We start from the raw sequence: 15,103 nt of genomic DNA, 5'->3' as shown, positions 1-15,103 counted from the left end.
ACGGCCAGTCAGGCGACGGTCAGCGCCCGGAGCGCATCGAGCGCTCGCTCGGCATCCGCTTCCGGCACGAAGATGTGGTCATGGTAATAGGCGGCGATCACATTGGCGCTGATGCCCTCGCGCGTCAGCGCTGCCGAAACGGCCGCCGTCAGCCCCACGGCCTCGAGCGCCGAATGCACGTTGAGCGTGATGCGGCGAAGCAGCGGACCATAGGCGAGCCCGGCCTCGTCAGCGGCCGCGCGGGTAACGACCAGGGTCAGCCCCTCGTCCTCGCGATAGGTGGCAAGCGCCTCCAGCGCCTGGTAGCGCGCCTGATCCTGATAGGCGACGGTACAATAGACGTAGGTCTGCGGAAACAGCACCGGGTTCATCGTCGAAAGCAGTTTCGCGAGATCCGTTTCTCCGGCCATGTCATCGTCCCTCGTTCTCGGCGCCTCGTGCTTGCCCACTGGTATCGGATCGTCACGTTGGCGTGAAGCACGCGATCGCGATTTGACCGTTGCCAATCCCATGAAAACATGAGGTCATCGAACGCCGGCGCTGGAGCCGGGCGACGGGAGGACGCGATGGCGCGCAGCAAGTCGGTACAAACCTCTGACAGATCCCTCACAAGATTGACCGCGGTCTTCGCCGCGTTGCTGGCGTTTTCGCCCATCGCCGCCGCCCAGGAGCCGGCCGTCGTCATCCCGCCGCCGTCACTCGACGAGAAGTCATCCGCTTCGACCGAAATCGCCGTCTTTGCCGGCGGCTGTTTCTGGGGCGTGCAGGGCGTCTTCCAGCACCTTAAGGGCGTGAAGAAAGCGGTCTCCGGCTATTCCGGCGGCACCGCGGCAACCGCCGACTACGAAACCGTGAGCGGCGGCAAGACCGGCCATGCGGAGGCGGTGGAAGTGACCTTCGATCCGCGCGACGTCACCTATGGCCGGCTGCTGCAGGTGTTCTTCTCCGTCGCCCACAATCCGACCCAACTCAACTATCAGGGGCCGGATCACGGCCCGCAGTATCGATCGGCGCTCTTTGCCGTCACCGATGAACAGAAGCGGATCGCCGATGCCTATATAGCCCAGCTCGGCAAATCAGCCGCCTTCCCGGCAAGGATCGTCACGCAGGTTTCGCCCTTCAAGGGCTTCTACGCTGCCGAGGACTATCATCAGGATTTCCTGACGCGAAACCCGACGCACCCCTATATCGTCTACAACGACCTGCCGAAGATCGAGAACTTGAGAACCCTGTTCCCCGAGGCCTTCCAGGCAAATCCGGTGCTGGTGTTCAAGCCGAAGAGCTAGGCCCGCTTCACAAACGGACACAGCAGGTCGTCAACGCGTTCCGACAAGGACCGCCACGCCTTCCGCCAGCCGGCGAAAGCCTTCGCGCGCGCCCTCGCTCATGTGCCGCGCCCTCAGCCACGCATGGATCATCTGCGGCTCCTCGCGGAAGGTGACGTTCACGCCCGCCATGGCAAGCCGCGCCGCATAAATGCGGGCATCGTCGCGCAAGGGGTCGAAGAAGGCGCCGGTTACATAGCTCGGCGGCAGGCCCGAGAGATCCGTTTCCGCCAGCGGCGCGGCGAAGGGATTGCCCATCGGCGCCTTGAGGATATCGCGATAGTAGCTGACATCGGCGGTCGTCAACCCCGGCGCCTCGGCCATCTCCTCATAGGAACCCGACACGAGATCGCCGCCAAGGCCGGGATAGATCAGCACCTGGCCAACGATGCCGGAAAGCCTTTCCGCCCGTGCCTTGAGAACGATGCCAGCCGTGAGATTGCCGCCGGCGCTGTCGCCGGCCACGACGACCGGGCGGCCGTCGGACAGGAGGTGTTGCAGCACTGCGTAGCTGTCGTCAAAGGCAGCCGGCCAGACATGCTCCGGCGCGAGCCGATAATCGACCGAGACCAGCTCGGCCTGAGCGAAATTCGCAAGCTCGGCACAGATCGCATCATGGCTGTCGAGCGAACCGACGACGAAGCCGCCGCCATGGATGTAATAGATGCGCGTTTCGCTCGAGACCTTGGCCGGCCGGTAGCGCCGGGTCGGGATACGGCCGTCGACGAGTTCATCCATGCGCGTCAGCCCGGCCGGGCTCGGCGCATCGAACTCGGCGCAGAGCGCGTCATACCATTTGCGCTGCTGTTCGATCGAGGCATCGACCGCGTCGGCGGGATAGAAGTCCTCGCAGCGGCGATGAAAGGCGAGGATCCCCTCCTCCGTCGGCATCGGCCGCTTGGTCACCTGATCCACGTCGTCCTCCCTGCAATCCCGAAGTCGCCAGCAGCTTAGCACCGGCGTTCCGGCTCCCTGTCCGAAAACCGACATGACGGGAAAAAATCGGCGGTCGATCCGGTTGCATCGGCCACCCGCTTGCCAGCCCGGCCTCGCACCTATTAACTCGCGCCATGGCCTTCACTTTCAGACAGTTGCAGTATTTCGTCGCCGTCGCCGAACAGGGGTCGATCACCCGTGCGGCGCAGAACCTCTCGATCTCGCAATCCTCGATCACCGAGGCGATCAAGGAGCTGGAAGGCGATCTCGGCGTCGAGCTCTTCGACCGGCATCCGCGCGGCCTGTCGATCACCCACAACGGCCACCAGTTCCTGCGCCACGCCACCAAGATCCTCTCCAACGTCTCGGACGCCCGCCGCAGCTTTTCCGACAGCCGCGAGGAAACCGGCGGCAAGCTCAACCTCGGCGTCACTTCGCTGGTTGCTGGCTACGTGCTTTCCGATCTGCTCGCCCGCTATCGCCGCGCCTGCCCCGGCGTGGAAGTCAGCGCCATCGAGGACAACGGCTCCTATCTCGAACATCTGCTGATCGGCGGCGAGCTCGATGTCGCCGTCATGGTCATATCCAACCTGCGCGACCGCATGGCGCTGCAGGCGGAGATTTTGGAGACCTCGCCCTATCGCCTATGGCTGCCGATCGGACATCCCTTGGTCAGCGCCGACATCATCTCCGTCAGCGATATCGCCAAGGAACCGCTGATCATGCTGACAGTGGACGAAATCGAGGAGAACACCGGCAAGCTTTTGTCCGCACTTGGCGCCCGCCCGCATGTCGCCTTCCGCACCCGCTCGGTCGAAGCGGTGCGCAGCCTGGTGGCGACAGGCGCCGGCATCGCGCTTTTGCCTGACCTCGTCTACCGCCCCTGGTCGCTGGAAGGCGACCGCATCGAGAGCCGCGACGTGTCGGGCGCGCTTCCCGTCGTGCAGGTCGGCATGGTCTGGCGCAAGGGCTCCGGCCTGCCACAATCGGCGCGCGATTTCGTCGGCATCGCCGAAGCGCTGAGAAGCGCCAGACCGCGCTAATTCACTAAATTTATTAGTCTTCTCCCGACACTGGCCACACCTTTGGCGTGCCGGTGGGTGACCGATATCGGAAAAACCGAAAGCGACATTCTGTTTAATGAATTTGCGAATACGGTGAAATGAAGGCACGCTTCATCCTGGGAACGAAGCCGCAAAACGCGGCTCAAAACTGGGAGAATTCAGATGAAGCAGATGCTCAAATCCTGCACGGCATTGACCCTGTCGCTCGGCCTTGTCGCCCCGGCCTTCGCGCAGGAGCCGCTGAAGGAACTCGGCAAGGGCGAAGGCGAACTCTCCATCGTCGCCTGGGCCGGCTACATCGAGCGCGGCGAGACCGACAAGGCCTATGACTGGGTCACGGATTTCGAAAAGCAGACCGGCTGCAAGGTCTCGGTCAAGACCGCCGCCACCTCGGACGAAATGGTGGCGCTGATGAACGAAGGCGGCTTCGACCTTGTCACCGCCTCGGGCGACGCCTCGCTGCGCCTCGTCGCCGGCAAGCGCGTCCAGCCGATCAACACCGATCTCATCCCGAGCTGGAAGACGATCGACGAGCGCATGCAGAACGCGCCCTGGTACACAGTCAATGGCGTCCACTACGGCACGCCCTACGTCTGGGGCCCGAACGTGCTGATGTACAACAAGGACGCCTTCAAGGGCGAAGCGCCGAAGAGCTGGAACGTCGTCTTCGAGGAAATGAACCTGCCCGACGGCAAGTCCAACAAGGGCCGCGTCCAGGCCTATGACGGCCCGATCCATGTGGCCGACGCTGCCAACTACCTGATGAAGCACAAGCCGGAACTCGGCATCAAGGACCCCTACGAACTCAATGAAGACCAGTACAAGGCAGCGCTCGAGCTGCTGCGCGGCCAGCGCAAGATCGTCGGCCGCTACTGGCACGACGCAATGATCCAGATCGACGACTTCAAGAACGAAGGCGTCGTCGCCTCCGGCTCCTGGCCGTTTCAGGTCAACCTGATGGAAGCCGAGAAGCTGCCGATCGCCTCGACCATTCCGGAAGAAGGCGTGACCGGATGGGCCGACACCACCATGCTGCACGCCGACAGCCAGCATCCGAACTGCGCCTATATGTGGATGGAGCACTCGCTGTCGCCGAAGGTCCAGGGCGACGTCTCCGCCTGGTTCGGCGCCAACCCGTCGGTCGGTGCGGCCTGCAAGGGCAACGAACTCTTGACCGACGCCGGCTGCAAGACCAACGGCTACGAGGACTTCGACAAGGTCAAGTTCTGGAAGACGCCGGTGACGAAGTGTGAAAGCCAGGGCGAATGCGTGCCCTATCACCGCTGGGTCTCCGACTATATCGGCGTGATCGGCGGCCGCTAAGCCGTCAGACCTATCGCAAGCATTTGCCCCTCACCCTGACCCTCTCCCCGCACGCGGGGAGAGGGAACGCCCCCGGCCAAACCGTAGGGCGTGAACTTGAGGCAAGACGCCCGCCGCACGTCCCCTTCGCCCTGCCTGCGGGGAGAAGGTGCCCGGCAGGGCGGATGAGGGGCCACATTTCCCGGAGCCATACAATGACCACCGCCGTTCTCTTCGACAATGTTTCCCGCCACTTCGGCGCCGTGCGCGCCGTCGATGGCGTGAACCTCGAGATTGCCGAGGGCGAGTTCTTCGCCATGCTCGGCCCCTCAGGCTCCGGCAAGACCACCTGCCTGCGCCTGATGGCCGGCTTCGAGCAGCCGACCGGCGGCCATATCGAGATCTTCGGCGAAACGGCGGAGGGCGTGCCGCCCTATCGCCGCAGCGTCAACACCGTCTTCCAGGACTACGCGCTCTTCCCGCACCTCTCGATCCTCGACAACGTCGCCTATGGGCTGATGGTCAAGGGTGTCGGCCGCGAGGAGCGGCGCAAGGCGGCCGAGGACGCACTCGCCATGGTCAAGCTGCCGGGCTATGGCACCCGCCGTCCCGGGCAACTCTCCGGCGGTCAGCGCCAGCGCGTGGCGCTCGCCCGGGCACTTGTCAACAAGCCCAAGGTGTTGCTCCTCGACGAGCCGCTCGGCGCGCTCGATCTGAAGCTGCGCGAGCAGATGCAGGAGGAACTGAAGAGCCTGCAGAAGTCGCTCGGCATCACCTTCGTCTTCGTCACCCACGACCAGGGCGAGGCGCTGTCGATGGCCGACCGCATCGCCGTCTTCAACGATGGCCGCATCCAGCAGCTTGGCAGCCCGGAAGACGTCTACAAGCAGCCGAAGACGCGGTTTGTCGCAGATTTCGTCGGCTCGTCCAACGTGCTGCCGCAAAAGCTCTGCCAGCGGCTCGGGCTGAAGGCACCCTGTGCGAGCCTGCGTCCCGAAGCGATCGTCCTCGCCCAGCCGGTAGATGGCGCGCTCAGCCTCTCGGGCACCGTCTCGGCCCATAGCTTCCTCGGCGCCGTCAACCGTGTCGTCGTCGATGTCGATGGCGCCCGCGTCGCGGTCGCCAGCCCCGCAGCGCTCGCCGTGCCCGCGCTCGGCAGCCCCGTCACCATCAGCTTTGCCGCAAACGAGCTGCACCCGATGGAGGACGCATGACCGCCTTTGCCGAACCCCTCGTTCTGCCTGAACGCCGAGGCCCCGCCGGCCGCCTGTCGGACTTCTTCTGGAAGCACCCGCATCTGCTTCTGTTGATCATGCTCGCCCCGCCGCTGCTCTGGCTCGGCGTCGTTTATCTCGGCTCGCTGTTTGCGCTTCTGCTCCAGAGCTTCTTCTCGATCGACGATTTCTCGGGCCTGATCAACTACGAGTTCACGCTCGCGACCTATCGCCAACTGCTCAGCGAAACCAATCTCGACATTATCCTGCGCACCGTGCTGATGGCGGCGACCGTCACCGTCGCTTCCGCCGTCATCGCCTTCCCGATCGCCTATTACGCCGCGCGCTACGCACAGGGGAAATGGAAGGTGCTCTTCTATCTCGGCGTGATGCTGCCGCTCTGGTCGAGCTATCTGGTCAAGATCTATGCCTGGAAGCTGATTTTGGCCAAGGAGGGCATCCTCACCTGGTTCTTCGAAAAGCTGCATCTCATGTGGCTGCTCGACGGCTGGCTGTCGCTACCCGTGGTCGGCGGCAACTCGCTCTCGGTCAGCTACACCGGCACCTTCATCGTCTTCGTCTATGTCTGGCTGCCCTTCATGATCCTGCCGATCCAGGCAGCGCTGGAGCGCGTGCCCGGCAACCTGATCGAGGCGTCCTCCGATCTCGGCGGCACGCCGGCCCAGACCTTCCGCTACGTGCTCTTTCCGCTGGCCCTTCCCGGCATCGTCGCCGGCTCGATCTTCACCTTCTCGCTGACGCTCGGCGACTACATCATCCCGCAGATCGTCGGCTCGTCGCGCCTCTTCATTGGCCAGGCCGTCTATGCCCAGCAGGGCACGGCCGGCAACATCCCGCTGGCCGCCGCATTCACGGTCGTCCCGATCGTCATCATGGGCGCGTACCTCTTCGTCGCCAAACGCATGGGAGCCTTCGATGCGCTCTGAACGAAACCGCTCACCGATGGGCCTGAAGATTGCGGCCGCCGCCGGCCTCGCCTTCCTGCACCTGCCGATCCTCCTGATCTTCCTCTATGCCTTCACGACGGAGGAAAAGAGCTATCAGTTCCCGCCGCCGGGGCTGACGACGCAGTGGTTCGCCGTTGCCTGGAACCGGCCCGACGTCTGGGCGGCGCTGACGCTTTCGGTCAAGGTCGCCTCAATCGCAACCGCGGTCGCGCTGGTGCTCGGCACGCTCTGCGCCGCAGCCGTCAGCCAGACGCGCTTCTTCGGCCGCGAGACGGTCTCGCTGCTCGTCATCCTGCCGATCGCGTTGCCCGGCATCATCACCGGCATTGCGCTGCGCTCCGCCTTCTCGATGGCCGATATTCCGTTTTCCTTCTGGACCATCGTGCTCGGCCACGCGACCTTCTGCATCGTCGTCGTATACAACAATGCGGTCGCGCGCTTCCGGCGGATTTCCGGCTCGCTGATCGAGGCCTCGATGGACCTTGGCGCCGACGGCTTCCAGACCTTCCGCTACATCATCCTGCCCAACATCGGCACGGCTTTGCTTGCCGGCGGCATGCTCGCCTTCGCGCTCTCCTTCGACGAGGTGATCGTCACCACCTTCACTGCCGGCCAGCAGTCCACGCTGCCGATCTGGATGCTCGAAGAGCTGATCCGCCCGCGCCAGCGCCCGGTGACCAATGTGGTTGCCATGGTCGTGGTGCTCGTCACTTTCCTGCCGATCCTCGGCGCCTACTACCTCACCCGCGACGGCGACCAGATCGCCGGCGCCGGCAAATAACTCGACTATCAAGGGAGAACAGACATGGACACCCAACTGCTGATCGGATCGCGCTTCGAGGCCGGCACCGAGGCCGACGAACACATCCTGAACCCGCGGACGGGCGGCAAGATCGTCGATCTGCCGGAAGCCTCGCATGCCCAGGTCGAGGCGGCCGTCGACGCCGCTGAAAGCGCCTTCACCAGCTGGTCGCAGACGACACCGGCCGAACGCTCCAACTATCTCCTGAAGATCGCCGATGCGATCGAGAAGGATGCGGACGGCTTTGCAGCCCTCGAGGCGCTCAACTGCGGCAAGCCGATCAATGCGGTCAAGAACGACGAACTGCCCGCTATCGTCGACTGCTGGCGTTTCTTTGCCGGCGCCGTGCGCAACCTGCACGCCCCGACCGCAGGCGAGTACCTGCCCGGCCACACCTCGATGATCCGCCGCGATCCGATCGGCATCGTCGGCTCGATCGCGCCGTGGAACTATCCGCTGATGATGATGGCCTGGAAGCTGGCGCCGGCGATCGCCGGCGGCAACACCGTCGTCTTCAAGCCCTCCGAACAGACGCCGCTGACGGCGCTGAAGCTCGCGCGGGTGCTTGCCGACATCCTGCCGGAAGGCGTGGTCAATGTTGTCAGCGGCCGCGGCGAAACCGTCGGCAATGCGCTGATCAACCATCCGAAGATCTCGATGGTCTCGATCACCGGCGATATCGCTACCGGCAAGAAAGTGCTGGCGGCGGCCGCCAAGACCGTGAAACGCACCCATCTCGAACTCGGCGGCAAGGCCCCGGTCATCGTCTATGACGACGCCGACCTCGAAGCGGTGGTCAACGGCATCCGCACCTTCGGCTATTACAATGCCGGCCAGGACTGCACCGCCGCCTGCCGCATCTATGCCGAAGCCGGTATCTACGAGAAGCTGGTCGCCGACCTCACCTCGGCGGTCTCGACCATCCGCTACAACCTCGCCGACGACACCGAAAACGAGATCGGCCCGCTGATCTCGCGCCGCCAGCGCGATCGCGTTGCGAGCTTCGTCGAGCGCGCTGCCGACCAGAAGCACATCGAGATCACCACCGGCGGTGCCGCCGGCAGCTCGGACGGCTTCTTTTTCCAGCCGACGGTTGTGGCCGGCGCCACGCAGGAAGACGAGATCGTGCGCCGCGAAGTCTTCGGCCCCGTCGTCTCCGTTACCCGCTTCACCGGCAAGGACGATGCCGTCGCCTGGGCCAACGACAGCGACTATGGCCTCGCCTCCTCCGTCTGGACCAAGGACATTTCCCGGGCGATGAAGGCCGCCTCCCGCCTGCAATACGGCTGCACCTGGATCAACACCCACTTCATGCTGACCAACGAGATGCCGCATGGCGGCGTCAAGCAGTCGGGCTACGGCAAGGACATGTCGGTCTACGCGCTCGAGGACTACACCGCCGTTCGCCACATCATGATCAACCACGGCTGAGGCTCACCGCCCCGGGCGCGGAGAATGCATGCAAACGAAACAAACGGGAGGAGTTTGCGATGTACCGTCGTCAATTGCTTGTTGCCGCTGGAGCCCTCGGCCTCAGCGCCCTCGTGCTCACGCCGGCGGCGTTTGCCGCCGACGCGGCGCCGGATGTGGTCGCGGCCTATGTCGCGGCCTGGAATGCCCATGACTCGAGCAAGGCCGCATCCTACTTCGCCGATGACGTCACCTATTACGACGCGTCGGTCGGCAAGCCGGTCACCGGCAAGGATGCCGCCAAGACCGGCGTCATCGACAATTTCCTGAACGCGGTGCCTGATGCCGTCTGGACCATGAAGGGTGATCCTATCGCTAGCGGCGACAAGGTCTCCTTCGAATGGGAGTTCTCCGGCACCAATTCGGGCGCCTGGGCCGACGGCACGGCCGCGACCAACAAGAGCTTCAAGTTCACCGGCGCCTCGGTCTTTACCGTCAAGGATGGCAAGATCGCCGCCCAGAACGACTATTACGACGCGCTCGGCTTTTACAAGCAGCTCGGTCTGATGCAGTAGACGAGCCGAGCGGCGGTTTCGCCGCTTCGATGGCCGCAGGCTTCGGCTTCCGGCCATCGTCTCTTGGCTTCAAATCATGAATACAAAACTCATAAATGACTTGCACCGGAAAAAATCTTGAGTAACACGATCACCTTATGAGTTTCTGACCACGCTCAGAAGGTATCGCATGCTTGCAGGACGGCGTTCTTCCAAGGCTCCATTTCCGATCGGGCTTACCCGCGCGCGGGTGACGTCTTGACGGCGGCCGTGTCCGAACCGGTCGTCGCGACAGGCGGCCCCAAGGCGCTGTCGGCCGCCTTTGCCGGCACCCATGCCTGGTGCAATGAGAAGATGGTGCTCTCGGACGAGCTTTCCGACGGCATGGCGCTGCCGGACTTCTTTGCCTCCGGCGCCTTCGACCGCGCGCTCGATACCTACACGGAGAAATCCGGCGCCAGCGACCGCCGTGCCGTCGCCTCCATGTGGTCGCTCTACTATTTTTCGAGCCTCACCATTCCCTATCTCGTCGCGCGCGTGCTTGACCATCAGGTGCTGCCCGTCGCCTTCGATCAGATGAAGGTGGCGCTCGCCGAGGATGGCCTGCCGCGAACCTTCGGTGTCGCCACACCGGGCGACTGGCAGAAAGCGGACGATAGCGACGTTTTCGCCACGCTTGCCCCCCTGATGCAGGGGCATCTGCGTGAGGTCGTCAGCTATCTCAAGTCCGTCGGCGGCATCGCCCCGAAGCTCGCCTGGAACAATGCGCTCGTCTATATCGACTATGCGCTGCGCGCCTCCGGCATCGAGCCGCTGAACGCGCAGGCCGACGCGCTGATCGGCAGCAAGTCCCTGCCGGACGGCACACCCAATCCCTTCTTCGATTGCCTGCGGCACGAGGAGGAAGATGGCGCCCGTGTCTGCCGGCGCAAGATCTGCTGCCTGCGCTATCTGCTGCCCGGCGTCCCGAGCTGCGGCAGCCTCTGCGCCCTCCCAAGCCAAAGGAACCAATAGGTTTTGTCTTCCCGCTTCCTCTTCCCGGCCGCCCTTCGGCTGACGCTCCTTTTCATCACCGCCCTGCTCTTTGCTGTCTCCGCCCGCGCCGAAAGCAACTGGCCGATGACCGTCACCGATGCGGTCGGCCGCGAGGTGACGATACCGGCAAAGCCGAAGGCGATCCTGCTTGGAAGCGGCTTCAATCTCGTCGCCCTGTCGCTCATCCATCCCGATCCCGTCAGCCTGCTTGCGGCCTGGTCCGGCGACATGAAGACCGACAACCCCGAGATCTACGAGAGCTTCCGGCGTAAGTTTCCTGATATCGCCGACGTGCCGCAGATCGATGATGGCACCGGCCCGGGCCTCTCCTTCGAGACGCTGCTGACGGTGAAGGCCGATCTCGCGCTGCTCAATAACTGGCAATCCGACACCGAGTCCGGCAGGCGCGCCATCGAGTATCTGACCGGCATCGGCGTGCCCGTGGTGGTGGTCGATTTCAACAACGACGCGCTGACCGGCACGCCGCGCATGATGCGTCTGCTCGGCCGCATCCTCGAACGGGACGAACAGGCAGAAGCTTTCGCCCGGTTCTACGAGGACAAGCTCAAGCTGATCCGCGACCGCATCGCCGCCAAGCCGGAACCGCGCCCGCTGGTGCTGATGGACGCCTTCCCCCAACCCGACCGCTGTTGCTGGGCCTATGGCACCGGCGGTCTCGGCGAATTCCTGACGGTGGCCGGCGGCCGCAATTTTGCCGAAGGCGTACTGCCGCGGCCGGGCGGGACCGTCAACGCCGAGGCGATCATGGCCGCCAATCCGGAAATCTATATCGCCACCTCCTCGCCCGGCGGCAAATACGGCACGCTCTCGATCGGCCCCGGCGTCAGCGAAGACGAAGCGCGCGAGACGCTGGCCCGCACCATCGAGGCGCCGGCGCTGAAGACCATCCGCGCCGTCGAGGAAAAGCGCGTGCACGGTCTCTGGAACTTCTTCAATGCGATCCCGCTCAACATCGTCGCCGCCGAAGCCTTCGCCACCTGGATCCGGCCGGATCTGTTTGGCGATCTCGACCCCCAGAAGAGCCTTGCCGAGATCAACGCCCGCTTCGCCGCGGTGCCGTTCGAAGGCACCTACTGGGTGGACCTGACACCCGCCAGATAGGGAGACGTCCTGCACACGCGAGCGCGGACCCACACGGTATCGTCACGCGTGTTCACCAATTCGTCAGGGTGCTTCCTTTCGTCCGACGCCCCGGCGTGTTGCCAGTCGGCGCCCACCCTATATAAAGGCCAGGTGGTGTAGCGCGCCGTTCCAAAAGGCGAGCGTCGCTGTAACACGTTGATCGGCTGCACGATTTCTCTGTTGCGTCGGTTCCGGACCAAGGAATGATGCGGGGTTGAGGAGGATCTTGATGCTATGGTTGATCGCGTTACCGCTGGGTCTTGTCGTCGTGTATCTGGCAGCGCGCTTCAGCCGCTTTCGTCATTGGGCCGAACCGATCCTCTCCGTCGCCGTGGCGCTCGGCCTGCTCGTCGCCTTCATCATCTGGTTTGCCGACCGCGACGGTCGCACGCCGGCCGCGCCGCCGCCCGTTGAGACAACCCAACCGGCCGGCCTCACGGCCGCCGACGTTGCCCTCGAAGGCCTGACCTTCGAACAGAGCCAGCCGGAGAGAAGCTTCCGGCTGCGCGGCACGGTGACGAACAAAGGGCCGCAACTACTCGAGTATTTCCGCCTCGCGGTAACGCTCGAAAACTGCCCTGACGGTAATTGCGAGACGATCGGCAACGACACCGCACTCATCCTCGCCCGCGTGCCGGCGGGCCAGAGCCGTTCGTTCGAAACCTTCCTCACCTTCCCCAACCGCGAGGGCGAAAGCCTGACGGCGCCGAAATGGACGACCGAGATCCAGGAAGTCCGCGGCGCCAACCGGTAGTCGGCGGCGCGGGAGCGGAAGCACCTGAACGGTAGCCCCCGCCTGCCCGCGCCCGACCGTCAAGCCGCTGCCGGTCGCTGCAACGCCTCGACGAGCTTCGCCGTCGACAACACCTCGGCAAATTCCGCCCGCAAGGTCGCCACGTGGGCGCGGTGGATTTCCCGCGCCGAGATCACTCCGCCTTCGCCGTCCGGCTGGTCGAAACAATCGCAGGCATCCTCGACGAGGATCATGCGGTAGCCGAGATTGGCGCCGACGCGCACCGAGGTCGAGACGCACATGTCGGTAGAAATGCCGAAGGCGACGACCGTCTCGACGCCGAGACGACGCAGGCGCAAGTCGAGGTCGGTACCGATAAAGGCGGCGTTCACGCCCTTGGTGACGAGTGCCTCGTCTCCCATCGGCCCGAAGCCCGGCCGGAAGCCGTTGCCGGGCGCGCCGAGGGAAAGCGTCGAGCCGGGCATGACGCTGTCGTGGCGCACGTGAATGACTGGTCGGCCGCTTGCCCGCCAGGCGGCAAGGAGCGCAAGGCCGTTGCTGTCGACCGCCTCATTCCAGCGACGCGGCCAGGGGCCGCTGTCAAAGGCCTGCTGCATGTCGATCGGCAGCAGCACGGCGTTGTCGGGGACACTCATTTTGGGCATGGCAAGGCTCCTTGGTTGTAGGGAGACGCTATCTTGCCTATCGTCCGATTTCACTGGACATGGTGACGCCTGACCGGACATATGTCCGGAAATGGCGACAAGGAGGCGACGTTTTGACGGAAATCGATGAAAAGGATCGCCTGCTTTTGGCAGCGCTCAGGCAGGATTCGCGCCAGAGCCTGGTGGCACTGGCCCGCCACAGCGGCCTTTCGCGCAGCGCGGCCCATGACCGGCTGCGACGGCTGGAATCGAAGGGCGTCATTGCCGGCTACACCATCCGCCTCGGCATCGAAGACCAGAGCCCGACCGTCAAATCGCTGATCGCGATCACTTTCCAGCCCGGCAAGAACTGCGACCATATCGTGCCGCATCTCTCGGCCATGCCGCCGATCGTCACCTGCTGGTCGCTCGCCGGCGCCACCGACCTGATGGTGCTGGTCGAGTGCGCCTCCAACGGCGATCTCGACACCATCCGCCGCCAGATATCGATCATCCCGGGCGTCGCGACGGTGCAGACGCATGTGGCGCTGAGGACGCATTTCAACCGGCGGGACTAGGCAAACGAAATGCGTCGCCGGCACGCTTGCACCGGCGACGCGATTTGCCTGCAGCTTGCCGCTCAGGCCGGCCGGCTGATCTCGTCGAGATACCAGTTGATGTAGCGCAGCTCGTTCTGCTCCATCGGCGCGATTGGGCCTGGCACAAAGTAGTGCGAACGCACGCCGCGCGACGTGTGCTCGATGATCGCCTTGTCCTCGTCGGTCGTCACCTTCCAGAGCCAGGTGAGCTTTTCCAGATCGTAGTCGCGCCCCTCCTCGGCCTTGCCGTCGACGAGCCAGATCAGCTCCATCTCCGAGGTTTCGGCCGTCTTTGGGATGAAGCGGTAGATCATGCCGTGGTCCGGATAGCAGACGAGGAAGGTGGTGCCACCCAGATGGATCGAGGTGACGCCGCCGTCGAAATCGGTGAAGCGGCCCATCAGCGTGCTCAGCGCCTGCCCGTCCTTGCTGCCGGTCTGGACGCCATCATAGAGCGCGTAGCGGAAGGCATGGATGGTCTCCTTGCCGCCGGTGGAATTCTGCCAGTGATTGCCGGAGGCGACCTCGATCCCGAGCGCGCAGGTGCGCGCCTCCATCCTGGCGTTCAGTTCCTCGATCAGGTGCAGCGGCTGTTCCAGCGCATGGGTTTCGGAATATTCCGGATGCGCCGGCCCGCAATGGTAGCACTCGACATAGTTTTCGACCGCAAGCTTCCAGTTGGCGTCGATCGCATAGCTCTGACGATGGGCGATCTTCGCCGATCCCCAGCCATACTGGCCGCAGGTCGCACGCAACAGGCGCTCGACTTCGGAGAAATCAAGCGGCTCGGCGGCAAAGGAGATGAAGATCAATCCTTCGACGACACGCACGTTGAGCTTCTTCAGGCCGTGGTCCTCGCGCTTGAAGTCCTTGGGCATCAGCCGCGCCGCCTTCAGCGCGCCATCATTGCCATAGGTCCAGGCATGGTAGGGACAGACGAAGGCACGGGCATTGCCCTTGTCCTTGGTGCAGACCTCGGCCCCGCGATGACGGCAGACATTGAGCATTGCATGGATCTCGCCGCTTGCCGTACGGGTGACGATCACCTGCTCGGAGGCCATGCGGAAGACCTCGAAATCATTGGCGTTGGGGATCGCGCTTTCATGGGCGACGCAATGCCAGTGACGCCGAAAAAGCCGCTCGAGGTCCCGTTCATAGATCTCCGGGTCGAGGTAGAAGGCGCGGGCAAGCCCATGGCCCGGACGATGGCCGGCGACCAGCTGATCGATGCGGTCGCCCGCAACTGTCGTATCCTTAAGCTCCGATGCGAGCATGGACTGAACTCCAGAAAGAAGACCGGAAACCCGCGATCCGGCACGCGTATTTTCGTTGTGCCTCGAAGAGCCCCTCATCCGCGCGGTGAGGGGTTGTCTC

At 64.1% G+C, this 15,103-nt stretch carries 16 protein-coding genes; 12 read left to right on the top strand and 4 right to left on the bottom strand.

All coding sequences use genetic code 11. The features are described 5' to 3' along the window. Positions 1–8: 8 nt before the first annotated feature. The gene (locus ASE71_RS19550) at positions 9–410 is read right to left on the bottom strand and encodes an ACT domain-containing protein (RefSeq protein WP_029742599.1); all 402 of its coding nucleotides are present in this window, start codon (positions 408–410) and stop codon (positions 9–11) included. Between the two features lie 156 nt (positions 411–566). Here ASE71_RS19550 and msrA point away from each other — a divergent pair, with 156 nt between their 5' ends. Then, the gene (gene msrA / locus ASE71_RS19545) at positions 567–1,286 is read left to right on the top strand and encodes a peptide-methionine (S)-S-oxide reductase MsrA (protein ID WP_060515876.1); all 720 of its coding nucleotides are present in this window, start codon (positions 567–569) and stop codon (positions 1,284–1,286) included. Between the two features lie 30 nt (positions 1,287–1,316). On the opposite strand, the gene ASE71_RS19540 is transcribed toward msrA, so the two are convergent. After that, entirely contained in the window at positions 1,317–2,216 is a 900-nt protein-coding gene (locus ASE71_RS19540; RefSeq protein WP_082566242.1) for an alpha/beta hydrolase, read from the bottom strand. A 179-nt stretch (positions 2,217–2,395) separates the two neighbouring features. Here ASE71_RS19540 and ASE71_RS19535 point away from each other — a divergent pair, with 179 nt between their 5' ends. From ASE71_RS19535 to ASE71_RS19490, 10 genes are all read left to right on the top strand, one after another. Next, positions 2,396–3,304, top strand: coding sequence for a LysR family transcriptional regulator (locus ASE71_RS19535; protein WP_029742595.1), 909 nt, complete (start codon positions 2,396–2,398; stop codon positions 3,302–3,304). A gap of 183 nt (positions 3,305–3,487) precedes the next feature. Then, positions 3,488–4,648, top strand: a complete 1,161-nt coding sequence (locus ASE71_RS19530; protein WP_029742594.1) for an ABC transporter substrate-binding protein — start codon at positions 3,488–3,490, stop codon at positions 4,646–4,648. A gap of 194 nt (positions 4,649–4,842) precedes the next feature. Then, on the top strand, positions 4,843–5,841 hold the full coding sequence (locus ASE71_RS19525) for an ABC transporter ATP-binding protein (protein ID WP_060515875.1): 999 nt from the start codon (positions 4,843–4,845) through the stop codon (positions 5,839–5,841). Next, a complete protein-coding gene (locus ASE71_RS19520; RefSeq protein ID WP_060515874.1) occupies positions 5,838–6,788 on the top strand; it encodes an ABC transporter permease in 951 nt (316 codons plus the stop codon). The genes ASE71_RS19525 and ASE71_RS19520 overlap by 4 nt, the downstream gene beginning before the upstream one ends. Then, complete coding sequence (locus tag ASE71_RS19515; RefSeq protein WP_034792091.1) at positions 6,778–7,590, top strand: ABC transporter permease; 813 nt, start codon at positions 6,778–6,780, stop codon at positions 7,588–7,590. Before ASE71_RS19520 ends, ASE71_RS19515 begins: the two co-directional genes overlap by 11 nt. Positions 7,591–7,614: 24 nt before the next feature. Beyond that, entirely contained in the window at positions 7,615–9,042 is a 1,428-nt protein-coding gene (locus ASE71_RS19510) for a gamma-aminobutyraldehyde dehydrogenase (RefSeq protein WP_034792090.1), read from the top strand. A gap of 59 nt (positions 9,043–9,101) precedes the next feature. Then, on the top strand, positions 9,102–9,596 hold the full coding sequence (locus ASE71_RS19505) for an ester cyclase (RefSeq protein WP_060515873.1): 495 nt from the start codon (positions 9,102–9,104) through the stop codon (positions 9,594–9,596). A gap of 333 nt (positions 9,597–9,929) precedes the next feature. Further along, complete coding sequence (fhuF, locus tag ASE71_RS19500; RefSeq protein WP_082566241.1) at positions 9,930–10,589, top strand: siderophore-iron reductase FhuF; 660 nt, start codon at positions 9,930–9,932, stop codon at positions 10,587–10,589. A 39-nt stretch (positions 10,590–10,628) separates the two neighbouring features. Next, positions 10,629–11,732 carry an ABC transporter substrate-binding protein gene (locus ASE71_RS19495; RefSeq protein ID WP_060516156.1) on the top strand — a complete coding sequence of 368 codons (1,104 nt, stop codon included), beginning with the start codon at positions 10,629–10,631 and terminating at the stop codon, positions 11,730–11,732. A gap of 250 nt (positions 11,733–11,982) precedes the next feature. Next, a complete protein-coding gene (locus ASE71_RS19490; RefSeq protein WP_060515871.1) occupies positions 11,983–12,507 on the top strand; it encodes a hypothetical protein in 525 nt (174 codons plus the stop codon). Between the two features lie 59 nt (positions 12,508–12,566). Here ASE71_RS19490 and ASE71_RS19485 read toward each other — a convergent pair whose 3' ends face one another. Further along, on the bottom strand, positions 12,567–13,151 hold the full coding sequence (locus ASE71_RS19485) for a cysteine hydrolase family protein (protein WP_060515870.1): 585 nt from the start codon (positions 13,149–13,151) through the stop codon (positions 12,567–12,569). 113 nt (positions 13,152–13,264) lie between these two features. Between ASE71_RS19485 and ASE71_RS19480 the strand changes: the two genes are divergently transcribed. After that, on the top strand, positions 13,265–13,708 hold the full coding sequence (locus ASE71_RS19480) for an Lrp/AsnC family transcriptional regulator (protein ID WP_226020607.1): 444 nt from the start codon (positions 13,265–13,267) through the stop codon (positions 13,706–13,708). Between the two features lie 62 nt (positions 13,709–13,770). On the opposite strand, the gene ASE71_RS19475 is transcribed toward ASE71_RS19480, so the two are convergent. Further along, entirely contained in the window at positions 13,771–15,003 is a 1,233-nt protein-coding gene (locus ASE71_RS19475) for an aromatic ring-hydroxylating oxygenase subunit alpha (RefSeq protein WP_060515868.1), read from the bottom strand. Positions 15,004–15,103 lie beyond the last annotated feature (100 nt).

It is taken from the genome of Ensifer sp. Root954 (assembly GCF_001429005.1).
Classification (GTDB): Bacteria; Pseudomonadota; Alphaproteobacteria; order Rhizobiales; family Rhizobiaceae; genus Ensifer; species Ensifer adhaerens.
The sequence above is the reverse complement of the archived record's forward strand: the minus strand, read 5'-3'. Positions and strand labels throughout refer to the sequence as shown.

Excerpts from the sequence above, each read along its gene's own strand:
- ASE71_RS19550 (WP_029742599.1), bottom strand. The coding sequence starts at position 410 with ATGGCCGGAGAAACGGATCTCGCGAAACTGCTTTCGACGATGAACCCG.
- msrA (WP_060515876.1), top strand. The coding sequence starts at position 567 with ATGGCGCGCAGCAAGTCGGTACAAACCTCTGACAGATCCCTCACAAGA.
- ASE71_RS19540 (WP_082566242.1), bottom strand. The coding sequence starts at position 2,216 with ATGCCGACGGAGGAGGGGATCCTCGCCTTTCATCGCCGCTGCGAGGAC.
- ASE71_RS19535 (WP_029742595.1), top strand. The coding sequence starts at position 2,396 with ATGGCCTTCACTTTCAGACAGTTGCAGTATTTCGTCGCCGTCGCCGAA.
- ASE71_RS19530 (WP_029742594.1), top strand. The coding sequence starts at position 3,488 with ATGAAGCAGATGCTCAAATCCTGCACGGCATTGACCCTGTCGCTCGGC.
- ASE71_RS19525 (WP_060515875.1), top strand. The coding sequence starts at position 4,843 with ATGACCACCGCCGTTCTCTTCGACAATGTTTCCCGCCACTTCGGCGCC.
- ASE71_RS19520 (WP_060515874.1), top strand. The coding sequence starts at position 5,838 with ATGACCGCCTTTGCCGAACCCCTCGTTCTGCCTGAACGCCGAGGCCCC.
- ASE71_RS19515 (WP_034792091.1), top strand. The coding sequence starts at position 6,778 with ATGCGCTCTGAACGAAACCGCTCACCGATGGGCCTGAAGATTGCGGCC.
- ASE71_RS19510 (WP_034792090.1), top strand. The coding sequence starts at position 7,615 with ATGGACACCCAACTGCTGATCGGATCGCGCTTCGAGGCCGGCACCGAG.
- ASE71_RS19505 (WP_060515873.1), top strand. The coding sequence starts at position 9,102 with ATGTACCGTCGTCAATTGCTTGTTGCCGCTGGAGCCCTCGGCCTCAGC.
- fhuF (WP_082566241.1), top strand. The coding sequence starts at position 9,930 with ATGGTGCTCTCGGACGAGCTTTCCGACGGCATGGCGCTGCCGGACTTC.
- ASE71_RS19490 (WP_060515871.1), top strand. The coding sequence starts at position 11,983 with ATGCTATGGTTGATCGCGTTACCGCTGGGTCTTGTCGTCGTGTATCTG.
- ASE71_RS19485 (WP_060515870.1), bottom strand. The coding sequence starts at position 13,151 with ATGCCCAAAATGAGTGTCCCCGACAACGCCGTGCTGCTGCCGATCGAC.
- ASE71_RS19475 (WP_060515868.1), bottom strand. The coding sequence starts at position 15,003 with ATGCTCGCATCGGAGCTTAAGGATACGACAGTTGCGGGCGACCGCATC.